Consider the following 15,914-nt stretch of genomic DNA (forward strand, 5'->3'; position numbering starts at 1 on the left):
AAGTCAAAAAAAAACCTCCCGAGTTACAGCGGGAGGTGCTCGCAGAGCTTAAGACAGGTTGGATAGAGTACAGTGAGATTGGGTGAGTTAAAGACTGAAGCTATAACTCAATACGTACTCTTCACCACACTTCGAAACGTATTCTTTATCCTCACTGCACGCTTGAGGTTTACCACGCTCATCACCTTTTACCAAACTAATCCAGTGGCGCATCGCTACAGTTGGAATAGAAGTCTCGTCGGTTTGCATAAACGTTGTACATGTTTCTAATTGGATATCTTCAATCTCCACAAGCTCAATACAACCCGTACCTCGATGACAACCTAGCGTCACTTCTACATGGCTACCGCTGCCATCACGGAACAATATTGAGCACGGTTTTTCTTTGTTGCCGATATAAGCAACAAAATGTTTAGGGTGCTTCAAGCCACTATGGCGGCCATCTTTAAAGTACGCGAGTACATGGTTGTAATCGATCATGTAGCTGGTCACGTCTTGGTGAGAACCACTTTCCAGAGGGAATAAACGGTCAAGCAACTGTTTCGCTTTCACTTGTTTCTCTCGTGATTGGTGCGCACTGACGGTTTCGACGGCGAACACTGCTTCAGCGATAAATGGTTTATGTTGTTTTTGAATTTCAGTTTTATCAAATGTCAGCATATTCATCGTCTTTTCCTTATTGGATTAAGCCCTTCCTGTTTGGCAACGCTATTACCTATTTTCGCTAGCGATAACCAATCGACTGGGTGTCTTTGTTCAAAAATAGTCCCAGTTCATATTTCTCAAACTTGTGTTTAATTTTTATTCAAGTTTGTGACTGGGTTAATTTGTAGACTAGCGCAATTTTACATACAATTTCACAACAAAAATTTTACAATGTGAATTTTACAAAATGGCCGTGTCAAAAAGCTTAGTTAGACAATCTCACTTTTTGGGTACCAAGGTGAGAAACCTGAGAAAACGCAACCACTTAACCATGGAAGATCTTTCTGCACGCTGTATTCGCATCAATTCAGAATACGCGCCTTCGGTTTCCTACCTTTCAATGATTGAAAGGGGAAAGCGTGTTCCGAGTGTAGAAATGTTGAAAGTCATCGCGGAAGTTTTCCAAAAAGATCCCGCTTGGTTTCTTGATGATGAGCCCGAGCAAACCGACATCACCCCAGAAAAAGGCAATCGAGGTGGAATCAGTGGTATGGCTCTGGAGCCCAGCTTCTTGTTTTCCAACGATATTTTACAAATTGCGATTCCAGAGATGCTTTCTCAAACCGGGATAACTGGCAAACAGTTCGCCCATTTGCTTATTCGAGCTCATCAGGAAAGTCTACAAAACCACTTCCCTGATTTAGAAAGAGCCGCAGAAGAGATAGGCCAGAAACGTCTTAATCTAGCGGTTGAAGACCTGTTTGACATCGCCAAAAGTTTAGGACTCAACATTCGCTGGGTGAAGAGAACACCTCATGACGTTGTTGATGAACTTGGAGTGAGCGCAAAGCAACTCGTTACCTCTTTTTTTGAGCCACCAGATACCATTTACCTCAACGAAGTCTTGCGACAATACCCGACTCGCCTCAAATACGACTTAGCGGTGTATATCGGTCATAACGTGCTGCACAGCAAAGATGGGCTGAAAAACGTCTTGTCGGTCGGACATTCAAACCGTTGGGAAGAGCAGCCTAATTCTCAGTCCAGCTCTGAACTTAACTCTCAAGATATCCTTCAGGCATGGCGTGATTTTGAATCCAGCTTTTTCGCTGGCGCACTGCTTTGCCCGAAAGTCCCTTTTCGTCAGCTACTGGATAGAAATGGTTATGAAATCGATGTGCACAAGAAAGCGGGAGTGTCGCCTTCTGTAGCGATGCGCCGCATGACGGTGGTTTCTCCCTACCCACACTGGCATTACTTTGATGCTTATGGTCCGGGTAAACTCAAAGCGGTTTATCGCGGTAATGGTATTCCACTGCCTTGGGGAAACATGCGTAAGGTTCACGACCCTTGTCAGCACTGGGCAGTATTCAGACGTCTAGCCGAGCCTCAAGAAGGGAGTTCCGCGCAGATCTCTATCCTCAATGTGGGTGACGAACCAAGAATCTACTGCTGTGAGTCAATCAACGTGTTAGACGCCGCAGGAAATACACGCGTGCTCTGTGCCGGAGTAGATTTAAACCCAGCAATCGCGGCACAGGGCGGTGACGCAAACTCCATTGCTGAAGAGTTGAAGTCTTCTTGTGTCAGCCAAGGCGGTACAACCATTATTCCAACACATATTAAAAAGGATTTAAGAACTATCGCTCGTATCCTCAATATAAACTGGATTGAGAGAGGTATTGAAGGAGATGCGAGGCTAATCTGTTCACGAGGTGCTGTGTGTCCTAGAAAACCCAGCTGTTATGCCAAATGCGCTGATTCAGACGAAGACTTGATATGAAATCTCTTCTTCCGACATGAAAAAACAGATAAAAAAAAGCCAATCACAATGCCCGTGATTGGCTATAGATATGTGTGAACAAAATAAATTCACTAACAACGTCAGTTGGCTAGGTGATCCTTGGCTTAAAAGGATCACACTACATAATGCAGATAGTGTGCCAACTTTATTTTGACCAAAAATAACCCATTTAGTACATAAAACACGCCGTTTCATTACAACCAATATCATAACGAAATTGCATAATGCGAATATTTGCAATTTGCAATGTAAGTCGTTACGCAAATTGATGTAAGAATCGAATGATTAAACCAATCTATTCTTGACAACATACATAGCTTCATCGGCCGCTTTGAGCATGTCATCAATATCAACAAATTTGGATTGATAGAGGGTATAGCCAACGCTGGCATGAATGTTTAGAAGCGTTTTATCGTAAATAACTGGAGAATCAGATATCGCCTTTTCTATGCTCTTGCTGATGTGCTCCAAATCTGAAACCCGATTAATGCGCGGTAGGAGTATTAAGAACTCATCTCCCCCCATTCTCGATACAATATCCGAAGCGCGAAGCGCCGATAGTATTCGCTCAGAACAAGCAATAAGCACTTTATCTCCCGCATCGTGGCCGTATTTATCATTGATGGATTTAAATTTATCCAAATCAATGTTCAAAATGGCAAAGCTGTTCTTCCCTTTCGATTTTTCTGCCAACTCAAAAAAGTGTTGTAGTGTGAACATAAAATAACGGCGGTTTGGTAACTTGGTCAGCTCGTCAAACATGGCGCGTTCATTTGCAATTGTGTAAAGGCGATAAATGATGAATGCCAGAATGATCAATATCAGCAAGAAAGGGTAACCTTGTAAACGAATGATATTGCTTTGATACCAAGGGAGCTGATCAAGGAAATCTCTCTTTTCTGAAGCTGCGATCACCCAACTTCCGTAGGGAAAGTTCACGACTTCTGTTGCAAACGCATTATCAAAAGTACTCAATTCACCAAAGAATACGTCACCTTGATCTCCAGAACTATCAATGCCACGAATAGCAAAATTGTAGGAATAGCCGAAAGTCTCAACACCTGATTCAGAAAAAAGTGAATCCCAGTTAATAACAATGCTGCATACCCCCCAATATTCGCTATTGATTGGCGGGTCGGTAAAGATTGGAACGCGAGCTACGATGGCTTTGCCACCTTGTACTAGATTCACCGGTCCGGAAATAAAGATATCTTGGATTTCTCTGGCTTTATTTATGGATTCCCACTGTTGCGGTACCGTTCTGTAATCCAAGCCAAGAGCCGCTTGATTGCCTTCTAACGGATAAATGTACTTAATGACATCGTTGGGCGCCAAACCCACAACTTGAACGTGTTTCCCTTTACGCAGCACACTCGCAGCGACCTGAGGCCAATCAACAATATCAGCATCTGGACGCAATGTGACCAATGCCTGTAGGCCATTGGTAGCGTATATGTCGGACAAAATAGAAGCCTCGAGACGAAATCGAATCGACAACAGCTCTTCTTTAGCTCGAGTGTACAGCCCTTCTCTCATGAAATTTCGTTGGCTAACATTGAAAGATTCAATCAAACCAGCAAAAATCAAAAGAAAAGTCAGTAGTAGCGTTCTAACTATCCATAGCTTGCCTGAGATAGCTCCCATGCAACGTTCCCTCAACTGTGCAGTGATTAAAACTACAGTATTATTATGTCGCACGTAGATACGACGACGAGCTTTTTAAATGTAATACTGTTTGACCAATCCCAAGCCAAATAATCGTACATCTTAATAATAATATTATGGATATAACTTATGGAATTTGCGTTGTTTCCCTTAAACGAAAGTGACAACAATTGGATAGAGCCGCAAAATGCGCGCCTATTTTATGCACCCAATTTTCTATCGGAACAACAGGCAGACCAAAGTTTTCTCAACCTCAGAAATGAACTGGATTGGCAGCAGGAGAAGATCCAATTGTTCGGTAAACACGTTCTGCAACCTAGATTACAGGCTTGGCACGGAGACAAATCCTACACCTACTCTGGATTATCTATGCAGCCTCAACCATGGACACCTACCCTGCTGGAACTGAAATCTCGTTGTGAAGCCGTCGCTAAACATACCTTCAACTCTGTGCTGGCCAATTTATATCGCGATGGACAAGACTCTATGGGTTGGCATCAGGATAATGAAACTGAGTTGGGCACCAATCCAGTTATTGCCTCACTTACCCTGGGTGAATCTCGCCGATTTGTTTTGCGTCACCTCTCCACCAAAGAGAAATACGAAGTCGAACTTGGACACGGTTCTTTATTGATTATGGCAGGTGAAACTCAACACTACTGGCAGCACAGCGTTCCTAAAACAGCAAAGCCCAAAGAAGAACGTATTAATCTCACTTTTCGTCATATCCGTTAAACTGCGTTAGGAATTCACATACAACTGACTCATTGCTCACACAAATTGGTTAGCCACCATTGATACTAGCGACAATCATTTTTTCAACTTCATAATCATCATGTTATTACGGAAGAAATACATAGCGTTTAGTATCGGTGCTTCACTACTTCTACTTTCTGCTCTGTCCAATTGCACAGAAACCAAACAGCTTCAAACTCAGCAAGAAGAAAAAAGCTATCAGTATTTCGCCGACGTTATTCGAGATACTTACGAAACTCAGCTTTATACATTGCCCGCTTTTAAGGAAGGTCACTATGCACTGCGAATGTATCGCCAAACTTCCAACGAAAAATACCAAGCGGCGATATGGAGTGATCTGGCTAGAGTGGCAAGTCGGTTAAACCGCTATGCGGAAGAAATTCACACTCCGGAACAGATCTATATGCATAGTCAAAAGAAGCTTACCGGCTACTTAGACGAAACAGATGAACGCTCAAAACTGCGCTATACCGTCACCAAGCACAATCCTGAATACCTCTATTTAGGTGTCGGTCTTCTAGGCTCTATGGCTCGCGCTGATGAGTATGGCTTAAAACACAAACAAGATGCGAAACTGCGTGAAATTATTCGTCGTTACGACTTTACCAAGTATGCGACAGACCAAGGCATGATCAAAGCATGGGCAGCGCAACTCGCCAATCAGGTGTACTGGCTGAAGCAACTGGGTGAGCAGGATGTTGTAGCGCCGTTTATTGAAGCTTTCCGCAATACCTACCCGGACAGTGAAGATGAACACCTCACCAATCAACAGTTCGGCAATAAGCTTTACGGCATGACACACATTATTTTTGCTGATTCACAGTACTATCAGCATGCTGTCCCCGAAGCAGAGTATCAATGGATCTACGATTATTTTCGCAACAACATCGATACGATTTTGTTGAAAGCCAAAGAAGATATCATCGCGGAAGTTGGGATATCTTTTCTTCTCGCAGGGCTAAACAATGACCCAGTGGTAGAAAAAACTAGGCAGCACATCAGAGATGCCATCAATCGCGATCAAGGCATGATTCCTTCCACTTCCGGTGATTTCGATTTGAGTTACGGAGAACACCGCAATGTGCTGGCTATTATGTTACTTGACTGGCAACAGGTGAACGCCATTCCAACAATCGAAAAACAGCCGCAAATATTTGCCAGCCTACCATACGGGTTGGTATCAAAATAAAAATCACCACCGCCCAAGGCAGTGGTTTAGAGCTGGCAACCCAAGGCGCAAGTTATTGCGCCTTTTTTCACATACTCAGCCGCTCAACAAAGCACTTTTTATTGTCCATTTCATGTATGTATAAAACAGATTTGGACAGCGAGTAGCGACCTTCCCAAACTTTAGGATGAGCTAAAACAACCAAGTTTAGCTAGAAAAGTGAAAGCCATCACAAGATTTTTCACTCTTTTGGCCTTGCTTCCATTTATTTCTCCTAGACTTTAACCGAGTTGGTTTGCATCTAGGACGATTCTAATAATGAATAAACTGATGGGAAATCAGTTAAAGGAGATGGCGGAGATAAGTTCAGTCAGAAAACACAAAGTAATATTATTAAGTTCGCTCTTATCAATGATTGTTTTTACTCTTTACGGTTATCACCATCTAACGAACAATAACTTTATCTTTGGTTTTCTGTGTGTAGCTAGTCTATTGGTCACAACAACTAATCTGATTTATCTGCTAATTGCAAAGGACGCTAAATATACCGACGTTATCCTCACTTCAGTGTTGTTGACGCAGGCATTTATGGTTTTTGTCTATGGGGCAGAACTAGAAAATCGTCTACTGTGGGTATATCCGATACTTGCGGCGATTATCTTCATCAATACCTTTGTAGTGGGATTGATCATTAGTTGTACCTGCTGCACATTGGCAGGCATCGCCATTTACGGCCATCTTGTCTTAGTAAGCAGTGACATGCTAGCTGCTGAACGTTTTTTCATCAGCCTTATTGCCATGTGCGCAGTATGTAACACTTCATCCTACTTCTATTCCAAAGCCATAAACTACATCACCTCACTCTACTTAGAAGGGATTGAAAAACTCGCCTATCGAGATCATTTAACAGGTCTAGCTAATCGCTGGAGCTTTGAAAATTGGGCAACAATGAAGCTATCAGAAATCCCCAAAGACGGGAGAGTTACAGCATTAGTTTTTCTGGATATTGATAATTTCAAACACATCAATGACAGTTATGGACATGAAATGGGAGACAAAATTCTTAAGAACTTTGCACACCGAATCAAGAATAACGTCCGTACACGTGACAGGGAAACCCACAAAGTCGATTACTCCATAGCGAGGTTTGCTGGCGATGAGTTTGTATTACTGCTTTATGATGTGAAATCGCTAAAAGATCTCGATAACATTCTGTATCGGATATGCCATCTTTTTGATAGCAAATACAAAGATAAACAATTACTTAGTAATGTAACCATTAGCGTGGGTGCCGCACTCTACCCTCAAGACGCAGACAACCTTTCAGAATTAACCCGCTGTGCTGACAAAGCAATGTATGCCGCCAAACACAATGGCAAAAACCAATATTGCTACTACCAAAATGTCGGTAACTATCAAACACAGCTGTTGAACTACCCAGATGGAAAAGTCACTCCGATACACAGAGCTACTGAGTTAAATACATAACCCCCAGCGCCAATAGCGCAACAAGAACCATAAACATCGCATATTGATGCGAGCTTCTTTTACCCGTTTTCGGTTTGGCTTCTTTTCTCTGTTCAGCAAAACGCGCTCTGCGAGCGACTTCAATTACAGAAGGCGCTTCGCTTTCCTCTATAGCCTCTCGCTTTTTCTGTGCTTTATTTGCTGCACGAGTGTATCTGTGTAACTGATCGACGGTAAGGTCGTCATCAGGGTCGTAGCGAGGGTTCTGGTCGTTATGTTTAGGAAGAACTGCCATTGCAACCTCCTCGTTCATTTCACTTACAATCAAAGTATAGACCAAACGTGAAACCGACTAGAAAAGTGCGAGGCCATATAACACTCATTCGAAATTATTGAATGACATCCTCGACTAACACCTCTCATCCTTTGTTTAATCCTCTACTACAATTCGTGCATAGAAACAAAAGGTCGACCGACCTCATCTACCCTATAAAGTTACGGTATAAAAATTATGAGTACACAACGTGAAATCCGCCAAATCATTCCAGCGCAACCAACTTCAGACGGTGATGGCGTAAAAATCAAACGCGTAGCTGGTTTCAACAACGCCTCTTTTTCTCCGTTTTTAATGGTGGATGAGCTTAAATCAGACCAACGTAAAGATTATGTCGGAGGCTTTCCTCCACACCCACATCGCGGAATTGAAACACTTACCTATATGCTAAAAGGCCATTTTGAGCATAAAGATCATATGGGTAATGTAGGTTCGCTTCGCTCGGGTGGCGCTCAATGGATGGCAGCAGGACAAGGTGTGATCCATAGTGAAATGCCTATTATGCAAGATGGCGATTTACACGGTTTCCAAATTTGGATTAATCAGCCAGCGCGCGACAAAATGAAACCAGCGCAATACCATGATTTCCAACCTGAAACCATTACAGAATTCAGAGATGAAGAATTAGGTTTATTGCGAGTATTAGCAGGTGATATCACCGCTAATGGTACCGATTTGCAAGGCCCACTGACCAGAACGGGTGTACCAGCTACGGTTGCTGATTGGCAAACAAATGCTGGCAGTGCAGTTACACTGCAAACACCTAAGCATCACAATGTTATGCTTTACGCCTACAAAGGCAGTATTAAAGTCGGTGAACGAGTTCTAATGCAAGGCGAGTTTGCGTTACTGTCTAGCGGGGAATCATTTTCTATGACGGCGAACGATACGAGTGGTGTGTTGATTTTCAGCGGCGAACCAATCAATGAACCTGTGGTTCACTATGGCCCATTTGTAATGAACTCAATTCAAGAAATTGAACAAGCGATTAATGATTACAACTCAGGCTTATTCCAAACCTATTAATGATTCAATTTGAAAGACTGCTTTGGTTTTTCGATGGCTCGTTGGTTACCGCAATTTGTGTTGTAAGCAACGAGCGCCCAAACAAAAAGAGAATAATCCACTGCCCATTCCTTTTTGCTTTGCCACACTAGTGATTTAACTAGTGTGGCTTTTTCTGATTATAAGTATTCGCACAGATAAGCAGTATCAGTGTCAACTTTGACTTCAAATGAAGCATTGCCCGCCACTTCAAATGCGTCACCACTTTCAAAAGTGGTCCAGTCTTTGTCACCAATTCGCTTAATTGTGAGAGCGCCTTTTACCACTGTCATACATTCTGGGTTACCCGTACTAAACGTGTAACTTCCCGGCAACATAACTCCGACAGTGACATCTTTATCTGCGTGCGTAAAACCTAAAGACTTAACAGAGCCTTCAAAATAAGTGTTTTCCTTAATCATCGTTCTTCCTTGTAAATTATCAATTGATGCTTGATCCAGCGACAGCGTATTGTTTTAACGCATTACCTGTTTTGATTCAAGACGCAAAATACCCAGATTATTTTTATTGAATTATAAATAAGCGCGTCACCCAGCTCGCATTCACGTGTCACACTTGGTCACCCACGTTGTGACTTTTGGTTATTGTCTGTGCTGTAATACACGCCAACCACAATAGTGAAAAAGCGAAATCCGTTCACACACTTTCAAACTCATGCTATTTGATGGTACTTTTAGCAAGCCGTAAGAATGAACTTACAAAATGAACAAGCAGTCGGAGTCGTAAGGATCGGTTGATCCTAAGAATCATATGTCAAAAGAAGCATTATTTAAGTCAGTATTTGCCACTACCTTAGGCGTCGCAGCTTTGCTGTGTGGGGCACTCATTTACTTTGGCTACCAAGCTTATACCAATCCATCCCAAGTATATGGCTCTTGGATTGAAATTAACGCACCAGGCTATCGTACTGAAGTACTCACATTGAGTGACCAAGGTGTGTTCCGCAATCACCGCTTAATCAGCACAAGTTTTGAATATGATGGTAAAAACATCAAGATAGAAACGGGGAAAGGCCGTTCTGTTTATGCGTTGGCCGGAACAGAGAACTCGCCGCAATTAAAGCGAATTCAGCCGGCATCTCCAATCCAACGTTTTATTAAACAAGGCTTTGAAGATACCGTTGATTCAGAAAGTGCAGCGGAAACGCGACGCAGCGCAATCACCAGTCACTTCGATCAGAACTAACCAGTCAACACTGTATCTTCCGGATATTTCAAGAGCGTTGGCTGTGGTGTCGCAAGCATATACGCCAATGTTAGCGGCCCGATACGACCAATGATCATCACTACCACCATAATGTATTTACCTGCTTCAGAAAGTTCAGCCGTTAACCCTGTTGAAAGCCCAACGGTGGCAAAAGCTGAAATCGTTTCAAACAAGATATGATCAAAGCTGACATTTTTTTCAGTAATCATTAATAGAAACATAGCAATGGTCAGTAGTGCACCACTGACAACAATAATCGCTAATGCCTTAGTTACCGTTGGCCAATTAACTGTACGTCGGAACATCACTACATGTCTCTTCTGACGTAAAAACGACCACGTAGCGACAAACGCTACAGCAAAAGTCGAGACTTTAATCCCGCCTCCCGTTGATGTGGAACCCGCACCAATAAGCATCAAAATGATCATCACCAGCAAAGCCGGGCGCGTATACTGAGCTAAATCGACACTGTTAAAACCTGCGGTTCGAGCGGTTGCAGACTGGAAAAAAGCCGCTAACCATTGCGATTCTAAATCCAGATTTTGCATGGTGTTTGGATTGTGCCGTTCTAACAACCAGAACAACACGGTGCCTATAAACAACAAGGTCGGCGTTGCGGTGAGCATTATTTTGGTATGCAAACTCAGTCTATGTAAGCCTTTGCGCCAATTCGTCCAGACATCACCAACAACGGTGAATCCCAACCCGCCAAATATAAATAAACTGGCAAGAGTAATAATCACTAAAGGATCGCCCACATAACCCATCATGCTGTCCGAAAACAATGAGAAACCGGCGTTATTAAACGCTGAGATAGCATGAAAAAGCGCGTAAAACAGCCCCGTTGACCACCCTAACTCGGGAACCCAGCGAAACGATAGAATCACAAACCCGATAAATTCTGCGATTAAAGCAAATGTGATGATTCTGGTCACAAGTCTGCGTAGGTTGATAGCTCGGTCTTGTCCTAGCGCATCTTTCGCAAGCGCTTGTTGATACAAGCTCAGGCGCACACCGAATAGATACAGAAGTACCGCAGACAGAGTCATCTGCCCCAGCCCACCAACTTGCATTAACGCCATCAACAGAATTTTGCCCGCTAAGCTAAAGTGTTGCCCTGTATCAACCACGCCAAGCCCGGTCACACTGATCGCCGAAGTTGCAGTGAACAGCGCATCGGCAAAGCTTAAACCGGAAACAGAAAAAACAGGGAGAGTCAGCAAAATAGCAGAAGGTATCAGAACCCAAAGGAAGCTGAGCAAGATAATCTTTGGCTCAGAACTTTTCTTTTCATTATGTTTTTTATCTAGAGGATAGAAAACACCGCTGCGAAATAGACTCATAAAGATTTCAACTTAGCCATTAATACATCTTTAGGGCCAGCGACAATTAGCATGTCCCCTATTTCCATCACTTTATCAAGGTCGGGATTTTTGATGATTTCTGGGCCACGTTTAAAGCCTAGAACCTGAATCTCATCATTCTGACATAAACTCAGTTGCCCAAGAGTTTTGCCCATCAAGCGAGAACCAATCACCACTTCGGTCATGGCAAGATTGCTGCCTAACTCCTGAAATTCCAAGACTCGCTTATCCAGCATCTTACGAGCTACACGAACACCCATATCGCGCTCGGGCATGATGATGTGGTCAGCGCCAATTTTTTGCAGAATCTTGGCGTGAAACTTGTCGTTCGCTTTTACCCAAACAGACTTCACACCCGACTCTTTCATCACAAGCGTGGTAAGAATCGATGCATTCACATCCTCACCTATTGAAATCATCACCATGTCGTAGTCACTGAGCTTTAACTCTTCCGCGGTATCTTCAAGCGTACAGTTAGCGACAACCGCTTGAGTGACAAACTGCGTTGCAGCTTTGACTTTGTCTTCATTTACATCAACAGCCAGCACTTGTGCACCAGCGTCTGCCAACTCTTGGCAAACCGATAAACCAAAACGCCCTAAGCCGATGACGGCAAATTGCTTATCACGAATTTTCATTTTATGGCCTTACTGACTCAAAGGGTTACTCTGCGCTATTGGCGCTAACCAAACAAATTAAACCGTTACCAAACTTGTTGAATACTATTGGACGACATTTTAGATAGCATAGAATGCCTTTAATAATTCGCCACTTAACTCACATAATCTAGAGAACAAACCCACTTTCTGTTAATTTAGATGAGAAAAATGACATCAAATTTGGATGGTTATGAACGATTTATTAACACAGCTTCAAACTTCACAATACCTCAAAGGCTGGGATAACAGCGTAATTTTCATCACGTTAGCAAGTTTAATTGCTTGGGTGATTTGGCGATTCGTTTATAACCATCTATCCAATATCAGTGAAAAAACCAAGTTTCACTGGGACGACTTAATACTACATGCCTTAAAAACCCCAATCAGTACTTTGATTTGGTGCTGGCCTGCAACCATATCTCTCGGATTGCTGCTGGATGATAACATTCAAAGTAAATTCAGTTGGTTAGCCACAAGTAAAAAGCTCATGCTGGCAGCTGTTTTCATTTGGGTTCTGATTCGCTTAGCCATCAATATCGAGCAATACCTCCTTCAAGACAAGAGTCGTGATGAAACAACCATACAAGCCGCGAGTAAAGTGGCTCGTCTCATCATCTTGACGATAGGTTTACTCACGGTGATGCAAACGCTGGGTGTGAGCTTACGAGGCTTGCTGACCTTTGGTGGTGTCGGTGGTTTGATCGTCGGTCTTGCGGCCAAAGATCTGCTTTCGAATTTCTTTGGCGGGTTGATGATTTACTTCGATCGCCCTTTCAAAGTAGGAGAATGGATTCGCTCTCCAGACCGCGAAATTGAAGGCACTGTTGAGCGTATTGGTTGGCGTATGACCATCATACGCACATTCGACAAACGACCACTGTATGTACCGAACTCTGTATTCAGCAACATCATTGTTGAAAACCCGTCACGCATGAAGAACCGCCGCATCTATGAAACCATAGGTTTGCGTTATCAAGATGCCGATAAGATGGCAACGATTGTGGCTCAAGTTCGTGAAATGTTAGAAAACCACGAAGATATCGATGCGCAACAAACCTTGATTGTTAATTTCAACGCATTTGGTGCTTCATCCCTCGATTTCTTTATCTATACCTTCACAGAAACCATTAACTGGGTTCGCTATCACGAAGTGAAACAGGACGTGATGCTGAAAGTGATGGATATCATTCATCAAAATGGTGCGGATATCGCTTACCCGACTCGCACACTCATGATTGAGCCAAAAGAAGCACCTCTGTTCGACGAATGATCATTAACCAATAAGATGGATTGTAACGGTTCCCCAACTTACTCAAATAAATAAGGGGAACCATGATATTAAGGACGATTTATGAATAGTACGGCGATGCCGCACCACACTGTAGACTCCAAACCACGGCTTTTTTGGCAAGGCACAGTTGCCATGCTGCCTCTTAGTGTCGCGGTTCTGCCTTGGGGCTTACTCGCAGGTTCCTTTGCAATTGAAGCTGGGCTTAACCCCTTTGAAAGCCAAGCTTTGTCGGCAATCTTATTTGCGGGTTCCGCTCAATTAGTCGCAACAGGGATGATAAAAGCGGGCGCAGGCTTAATGACCATGCTGATCACCACCTTCTTCATCACTTCGCGGCACTTTCTTTATAGCGTCTCGATGAGAGGGAAAATCAGCCCACTACCTACCCGTTGGCGTGTGATTCTCGGATTTCTGCTTACTGATGAACTCTTTGCATTATGCGGTCAACAAAGTGAAAAACAGTTTAACCGCTGGTATGCATTGGGGGCTGGTTTTAGTTTCTATTTAATCTGGAACTTAGCCACTTTGGTCGGCATTGTAGCGGGAAGTTACATTCCGTCGCTCAATTCTATTGGTTTAGAGTTTGCAGTTGCAGCGACTTTTATTGCAATTGTTATCCCAAACGTTAAGAGCATTCCGATTCTTATTTCCGTGATTACCGCGTTAATACTGTCTGTTAGTCTGACAATCTTTAATGTAAACGGCAGCTTAATGTATGCCAGCGTTGGCGCTATGTTAGCGGGATATTTCAGCGAACTAGCCTTAACGAAAAAGACGCCAAGTAACAAAGAAAAGGGAGATAAAGCATGATTATTCTCTCCATCTTAGCCATGACCTGTTTGGTGTTTCTCAGTCGATATTTGTTTCTTGAACCCAGACTGCCACTAAGACTTAGCCCGGGCGTACAGAAACTGCTCAGCTATTCCAGCCCTGCGGTATTAACGGCAATTTGGGCACCGATCGTTTTTACGCACGACAGTCAGCTTAATATCTCCGTCAGCAACCCCTATCTTTGGGCTGCGGTTCTAGCTGGCATTATTGCTTGGAAAACGAACAACGTACTGCTCACTACAGTGGTGAGTATGGCGGTATTTCTGGTGCTTAACTTGGTTGTTTGGGGATAAACAAGAAATGGGAAAACGAAATCTGTTTTCCCTTCTCACATCGCCAATATGGATAAGAGGTAAGAAGGGAATAAATTGCCTATTATTCAGCTGGCCATTCAATCTCGATAAGTGTGGTATCACCGCTTTTTAGACGACCTAGGAAAACATCGCCGCGATGAACTTCTCCCACACCTTGTGGAGTGCCTGTCATGATGATGTCACCATCAAATAAAGTGGTGTAAGACTTTAATTCCTGCAAAATGACATCGGGTTTGAACATCATTTGTTCAACACCACCCGCCTGTACTCGAACGCAGTTAATCAGCAACTCCAGATGCAGAGAAGCGATATCAATCCCTTCTAGCGGTATAAAACGGCTGAACACTGCTGATCCATCAAAAGCCTTTGCTCGTTCCCAAGGTAGACCTTGTTTTTTCAATACAGATTGCTGTTCACGCTTGGTGAGGTCCAAACCCAAACCAACCGCGGCATACTGACCATCTTTAATCATGAAACAGATCTCTGTTTCGTAATGCAGAGTCTCCTGATGGAAAGAATTCAGTATCGAAGTTACGCTGCTGTTGGGCTTGTTAAACACCACCATTTGATCAGGAATGGTATTATTTAACTCTTTAATATGCTCAACATAATTACGTCCAACGCACACCACTTTTGACGGGTAAATCAGTTGCTCATCTAATCGAACCGAGTTCATTTTTCTTCCTTGAACATTGAATGAGCACAAATTTTATCTTATCCATACAATTCAACAACTAAATTGATGGATCTGTTACTAGAAGTAAGATCTTTGACCCGATTTTCCAAGTTCAGGACAACTTCGCAATGACCTTTTCGCAAAGTGTTTTTAACGAAATCAGATCATCCAATTCAAGGTCAAACTTACATAGCATAGCGTTGGGTACTGATAATGCTTTTTGCTTTAGTGCAAAACCTTCATCCGTTAGGAAAAGCTCTCGCACACGTTCGTCAGACTGACCACGTTTGCGCAGCACAATACCTTTGTTTTCGAGACGCTTTAACAGCGGAGTCAATGTGCCTGAATCGAGGTGCAATCGCTCGCCAAGAATTTTTACGTTAATACCGTTTGTCTCCCACAGTACCATCATCACTAAGTATTGCGCATAGGTAAGATCGAGAGCATCAAGCAATGGTCGATACGCACGAATCACGGCGTTGGCTGCGCTATACAAAGGAAAACACACCTGTTTATCAAGCAGTAGTAGCTCTTCTGTAGCAAGTGAATCCGTATTCTTGCCTGTTCCACAATGACTCATGTTTCTCTCTCTCAAAAATAAATTGTGCACAATATACTTGCATTCTACCTAAAGATCGATTTAATATTGCAAACAATTAGATTGCACAC

General features: G+C 43.0%; 17 protein-coding genes. 9 read left to right on the top strand and 8 right to left on the bottom strand.

Annotation, left to right across the window (positions count from 1 at the left end):
- Window positions 1–87: 87 nt before the first annotated feature.
- Window positions 88–666: a malate synthase gene (locus AAGA51_RS20150; protein WP_042485562.1), complete on the bottom strand. Its 579-nt coding sequence runs from the start codon at window positions 664–666 to the stop codon at window positions 88–90.
- Window positions 667–892: 226 nt separating this feature from the next.
- Between AAGA51_RS20150 and AAGA51_RS20155 the strand changes: the two genes are divergently transcribed.
- Window positions 893–2,428 carry a DUF3612 domain-containing protein gene (locus AAGA51_RS20155; protein WP_081878705.1) on the top strand — a complete coding sequence of 512 codons (1,536 nt, stop codon included), beginning with the start codon at window positions 893–895 and terminating at the stop codon, window positions 2,426–2,428.
- A 306-nt stretch (window positions 2,429–2,734) separates the two neighbouring features.
- Here AAGA51_RS20155 and AAGA51_RS20160 read toward each other — a convergent pair whose 3' ends face one another.
- On the bottom strand, window positions 2,735–4,093 hold the full coding sequence (locus AAGA51_RS20160) for a diguanylate cyclase (protein ID WP_042485556.1): 1,359 nt from the start codon (window positions 4,091–4,093) through the stop codon (window positions 2,735–2,737).
- 150 nt (window positions 4,094–4,243) lie between these two features.
- On the opposite strand from AAGA51_RS20160, the gene AAGA51_RS20165 reads away from it, so the two are divergent.
- The 3 genes from AAGA51_RS20165 (at window position 4,244) to AAGA51_RS20175 (ending at window position 7,526) form a co-directional block, all read left to right on the top strand.
- A complete protein-coding gene (locus AAGA51_RS20165) occupies window positions 4,244–4,849 on the top strand; it encodes an alpha-ketoglutarate-dependent dioxygenase AlkB family protein (protein WP_042485553.1) in 606 nt (201 codons plus the stop codon).
- Window positions 4,850–4,949: 100 nt separating this feature from the next.
- A complete protein-coding gene (locus AAGA51_RS20170) occupies window positions 4,950–6,059 on the top strand; it encodes a DUF3541 domain-containing protein (RefSeq protein ID WP_081878704.1) in 1,110 nt (369 codons plus the stop codon).
- Window positions 6,060–6,626: 567 nt separating this feature from the next.
- Entirely contained in the window at window positions 6,627–7,526 is a 900-nt protein-coding gene (locus tag AAGA51_RS20175) for a GGDEF domain-containing protein (protein WP_180980249.1), read from the top strand.
- Here AAGA51_RS20175 and AAGA51_RS20180 read toward each other — a convergent pair.
- Window positions 7,507–7,800, bottom strand: coding sequence for a hypothetical protein (locus AAGA51_RS20180; protein WP_042485547.1), 294 nt, complete (start codon window positions 7,798–7,800; stop codon window positions 7,507–7,509). The two genes, AAGA51_RS20175 and AAGA51_RS20180, sit on opposite strands and share 20 nt — an antisense overlap.
- A gap of 216 nt (window positions 7,801–8,016) precedes the next feature.
- Here AAGA51_RS20180 and AAGA51_RS20185 point away from each other — a divergent pair, with 216 nt between their 5' ends.
- Window positions 8,017–8,865, top strand: coding sequence for a pirin family protein (locus tag AAGA51_RS20185; protein ID WP_042485544.1), 849 nt, complete (start codon window positions 8,017–8,019; stop codon window positions 8,863–8,865).
- A 158-nt stretch (window positions 8,866–9,023) separates the two neighbouring features.
- Here AAGA51_RS20185 and AAGA51_RS20190 read toward each other — a convergent pair whose 3' ends face one another.
- Window positions 9,024–9,305 (bottom strand): pyrimidine/purine nucleoside phosphorylase, encoded by a 282-nt coding sequence (locus tag AAGA51_RS20190; RefSeq protein WP_042485543.1) that lies wholly within the window; start codon window positions 9,303–9,305, stop codon window positions 9,024–9,026.
- A 349-nt stretch (window positions 9,306–9,654) separates the two neighbouring features.
- On the opposite strand from AAGA51_RS20190, the gene AAGA51_RS20195 reads away from it, so the two are divergent.
- Window positions 9,655–10,089, top strand: coding sequence for a DUF2850 domain-containing protein (locus tag AAGA51_RS20195; RefSeq protein ID WP_042485539.1), 435 nt, complete (start codon window positions 9,655–9,657; stop codon window positions 10,087–10,089).
- Here AAGA51_RS20195 and AAGA51_RS20200 read toward each other — a convergent pair.
- Together AAGA51_RS20200 and AAGA51_RS20205 are read right to left on the bottom strand one after the other, a co-directional pair.
- On the bottom strand, window positions 10,086–11,453 hold the full coding sequence (locus AAGA51_RS20200) for a TrkH family potassium uptake protein (protein WP_042485537.1): 1,368 nt from the start codon (window positions 11,451–11,453) through the stop codon (window positions 10,086–10,088). The genes AAGA51_RS20195 and AAGA51_RS20200 overlap by 4 nt on opposite strands.
- On the bottom strand, window positions 11,450–12,112 hold the full coding sequence (locus AAGA51_RS20205; protein WP_042485535.1) for a potassium channel family protein: 663 nt from the start codon (window positions 12,110–12,112) through the stop codon (window positions 11,450–11,452). Before AAGA51_RS20205 ends, AAGA51_RS20200 begins: the two co-directional genes overlap by 4 nt.
- 211 nt (window positions 12,113–12,323) lie before the next feature.
- Between AAGA51_RS20205 and AAGA51_RS20210 the strand changes: the two genes are divergently transcribed.
- From AAGA51_RS20210 to AAGA51_RS20220, 3 genes are all read left to right on the top strand, one after another.
- Window positions 12,324–13,403 (top strand): mechanosensitive ion channel family protein, encoded by a 1,080-nt coding sequence (locus AAGA51_RS20210; protein ID WP_174435417.1) that lies wholly within the window; start codon window positions 12,324–12,326, stop codon window positions 13,401–13,403.
- A gap of 96 nt (window positions 13,404–13,499) precedes the next feature.
- A complete protein-coding gene (locus AAGA51_RS20215) occupies window positions 13,500–14,234 on the top strand; it encodes an AzlC family ABC transporter permease (RefSeq protein ID WP_373279090.1) in 735 nt (244 codons plus the stop codon).
- Entirely contained in the window at window positions 14,231–14,548 is a 318-nt protein-coding gene (locus AAGA51_RS20220) for an AzlD domain-containing protein (RefSeq protein WP_042485527.1), read from the top strand. The genes AAGA51_RS20215 and AAGA51_RS20220 overlap by 4 nt, the downstream gene beginning before the upstream one ends.
- Before the next feature lie 82 nt (window positions 14,549–14,630).
- Here the strand turns inward: AAGA51_RS20220 and AAGA51_RS20225 are convergent, their stop codons facing one another.
- Window positions 14,631–15,245 carry a fumarylacetoacetate hydrolase family protein gene (locus AAGA51_RS20225; protein WP_042485525.1) on the bottom strand — a complete coding sequence of 205 codons (615 nt, stop codon included), beginning with the start codon at window positions 15,243–15,245 and terminating at the stop codon, window positions 14,631–14,633.
- Between the two features lie 112 nt (window positions 15,246–15,357).
- Complete coding sequence (locus tag AAGA51_RS20230) at window positions 15,358–15,825, bottom strand: MarR family winged helix-turn-helix transcriptional regulator (protein ID WP_042485520.1); 468 nt, start codon at window positions 15,823–15,825, stop codon at window positions 15,358–15,360.
- Window positions 15,826–15,914: the final 89 nt, after the last annotated feature.

This window comes from Vibrio diazotrophicus (genome assembly GCF_038452265.1).
Classification (GTDB): domain Bacteria; phylum Pseudomonadota; class Gammaproteobacteria; order Enterobacterales; family Vibrionaceae; genus Vibrio; species Vibrio diazotrophicus.

Coding starts and splice junctions, on each gene's coding strand:
- AAGA51_RS20200 (WP_042485537.1), bottom strand. CDS start 11,453: ATGAGTCTATTTCGCAGCGGTGTTTTCTATCCTCTAGATAAAAAACAT.
- AAGA51_RS20215 (WP_373279090.1), top strand. CDS start 13,500: ATGCCGCACCACACTGTAGACTCCAAACCACGGCTTTTTTGGCAAGGC.
- AAGA51_RS20210 (WP_174435417.1), top strand. CDS start 12,324: ATGAACGATTTATTAACACAGCTTCAAACTTCACAATACCTCAAAGGC.
- AAGA51_RS20165 (WP_042485553.1), top strand. CDS start 4,244: ATGGAATTTGCGTTGTTTCCCTTAAACGAAAGTGACAACAATTGGATA.
- AAGA51_RS20225 (WP_042485525.1), bottom strand. CDS start 15,245: ATGAACTCGGTTCGATTAGATGAGCAACTGATTTACCCGTCAAAAGTG.
- AAGA51_RS20175 (WP_180980249.1), top strand. CDS start 6,627: ATGGTTTTTGTCTATGGGGCAGAACTAGAAAATCGTCTACTGTGGGTA.
- AAGA51_RS20170 (WP_081878704.1), top strand. CDS start 4,950: ATGTTATTACGGAAGAAATACATAGCGTTTAGTATCGGTGCTTCACTA.
- AAGA51_RS20180 (WP_042485547.1), bottom strand. CDS start 7,800: ATGGCAGTTCTTCCTAAACATAACGACCAGAACCCTCGCTACGACCCT.
- AAGA51_RS20230 (WP_042485520.1), bottom strand. CDS start 15,825: ATGAGTCATTGTGGAACAGGCAAGAATACGGATTCACTTGCTACAGAA.
- AAGA51_RS20205 (WP_042485535.1), bottom strand. CDS start 12,112: ATGAAAATTCGTGATAAGCAATTTGCCGTCATCGGCTTAGGGCGTTTT.
- AAGA51_RS20150 (WP_042485562.1), bottom strand. CDS start 666: ATGAATATGCTGACATTTGATAAAACTGAAATTCAAAAACAACATAAA.
- AAGA51_RS20155 (WP_081878705.1), top strand. CDS start 893: ATGGCCGTGTCAAAAAGCTTAGTTAGACAATCTCACTTTTTGGGTACC.
- AAGA51_RS20185 (WP_042485544.1), top strand. CDS start 8,017: ATGAGTACACAACGTGAAATCCGCCAAATCATTCCAGCGCAACCAACT.
- AAGA51_RS20160 (WP_042485556.1), bottom strand. CDS start 4,093: ATGGGAGCTATCTCAGGCAAGCTATGGATAGTTAGAACGCTACTACTG.
- AAGA51_RS20220 (WP_042485527.1), top strand. CDS start 14,231: ATGATTATTCTCTCCATCTTAGCCATGACCTGTTTGGTGTTTCTCAGT.
- AAGA51_RS20190 (WP_042485543.1), bottom strand. CDS start 9,305: ATGATTAAGGAAAACACTTATTTTGAAGGCTCTGTTAAGTCTTTAGGT.
- AAGA51_RS20195 (WP_042485539.1), top strand. CDS start 9,655: ATGTCAAAAGAAGCATTATTTAAGTCAGTATTTGCCACTACCTTAGGC.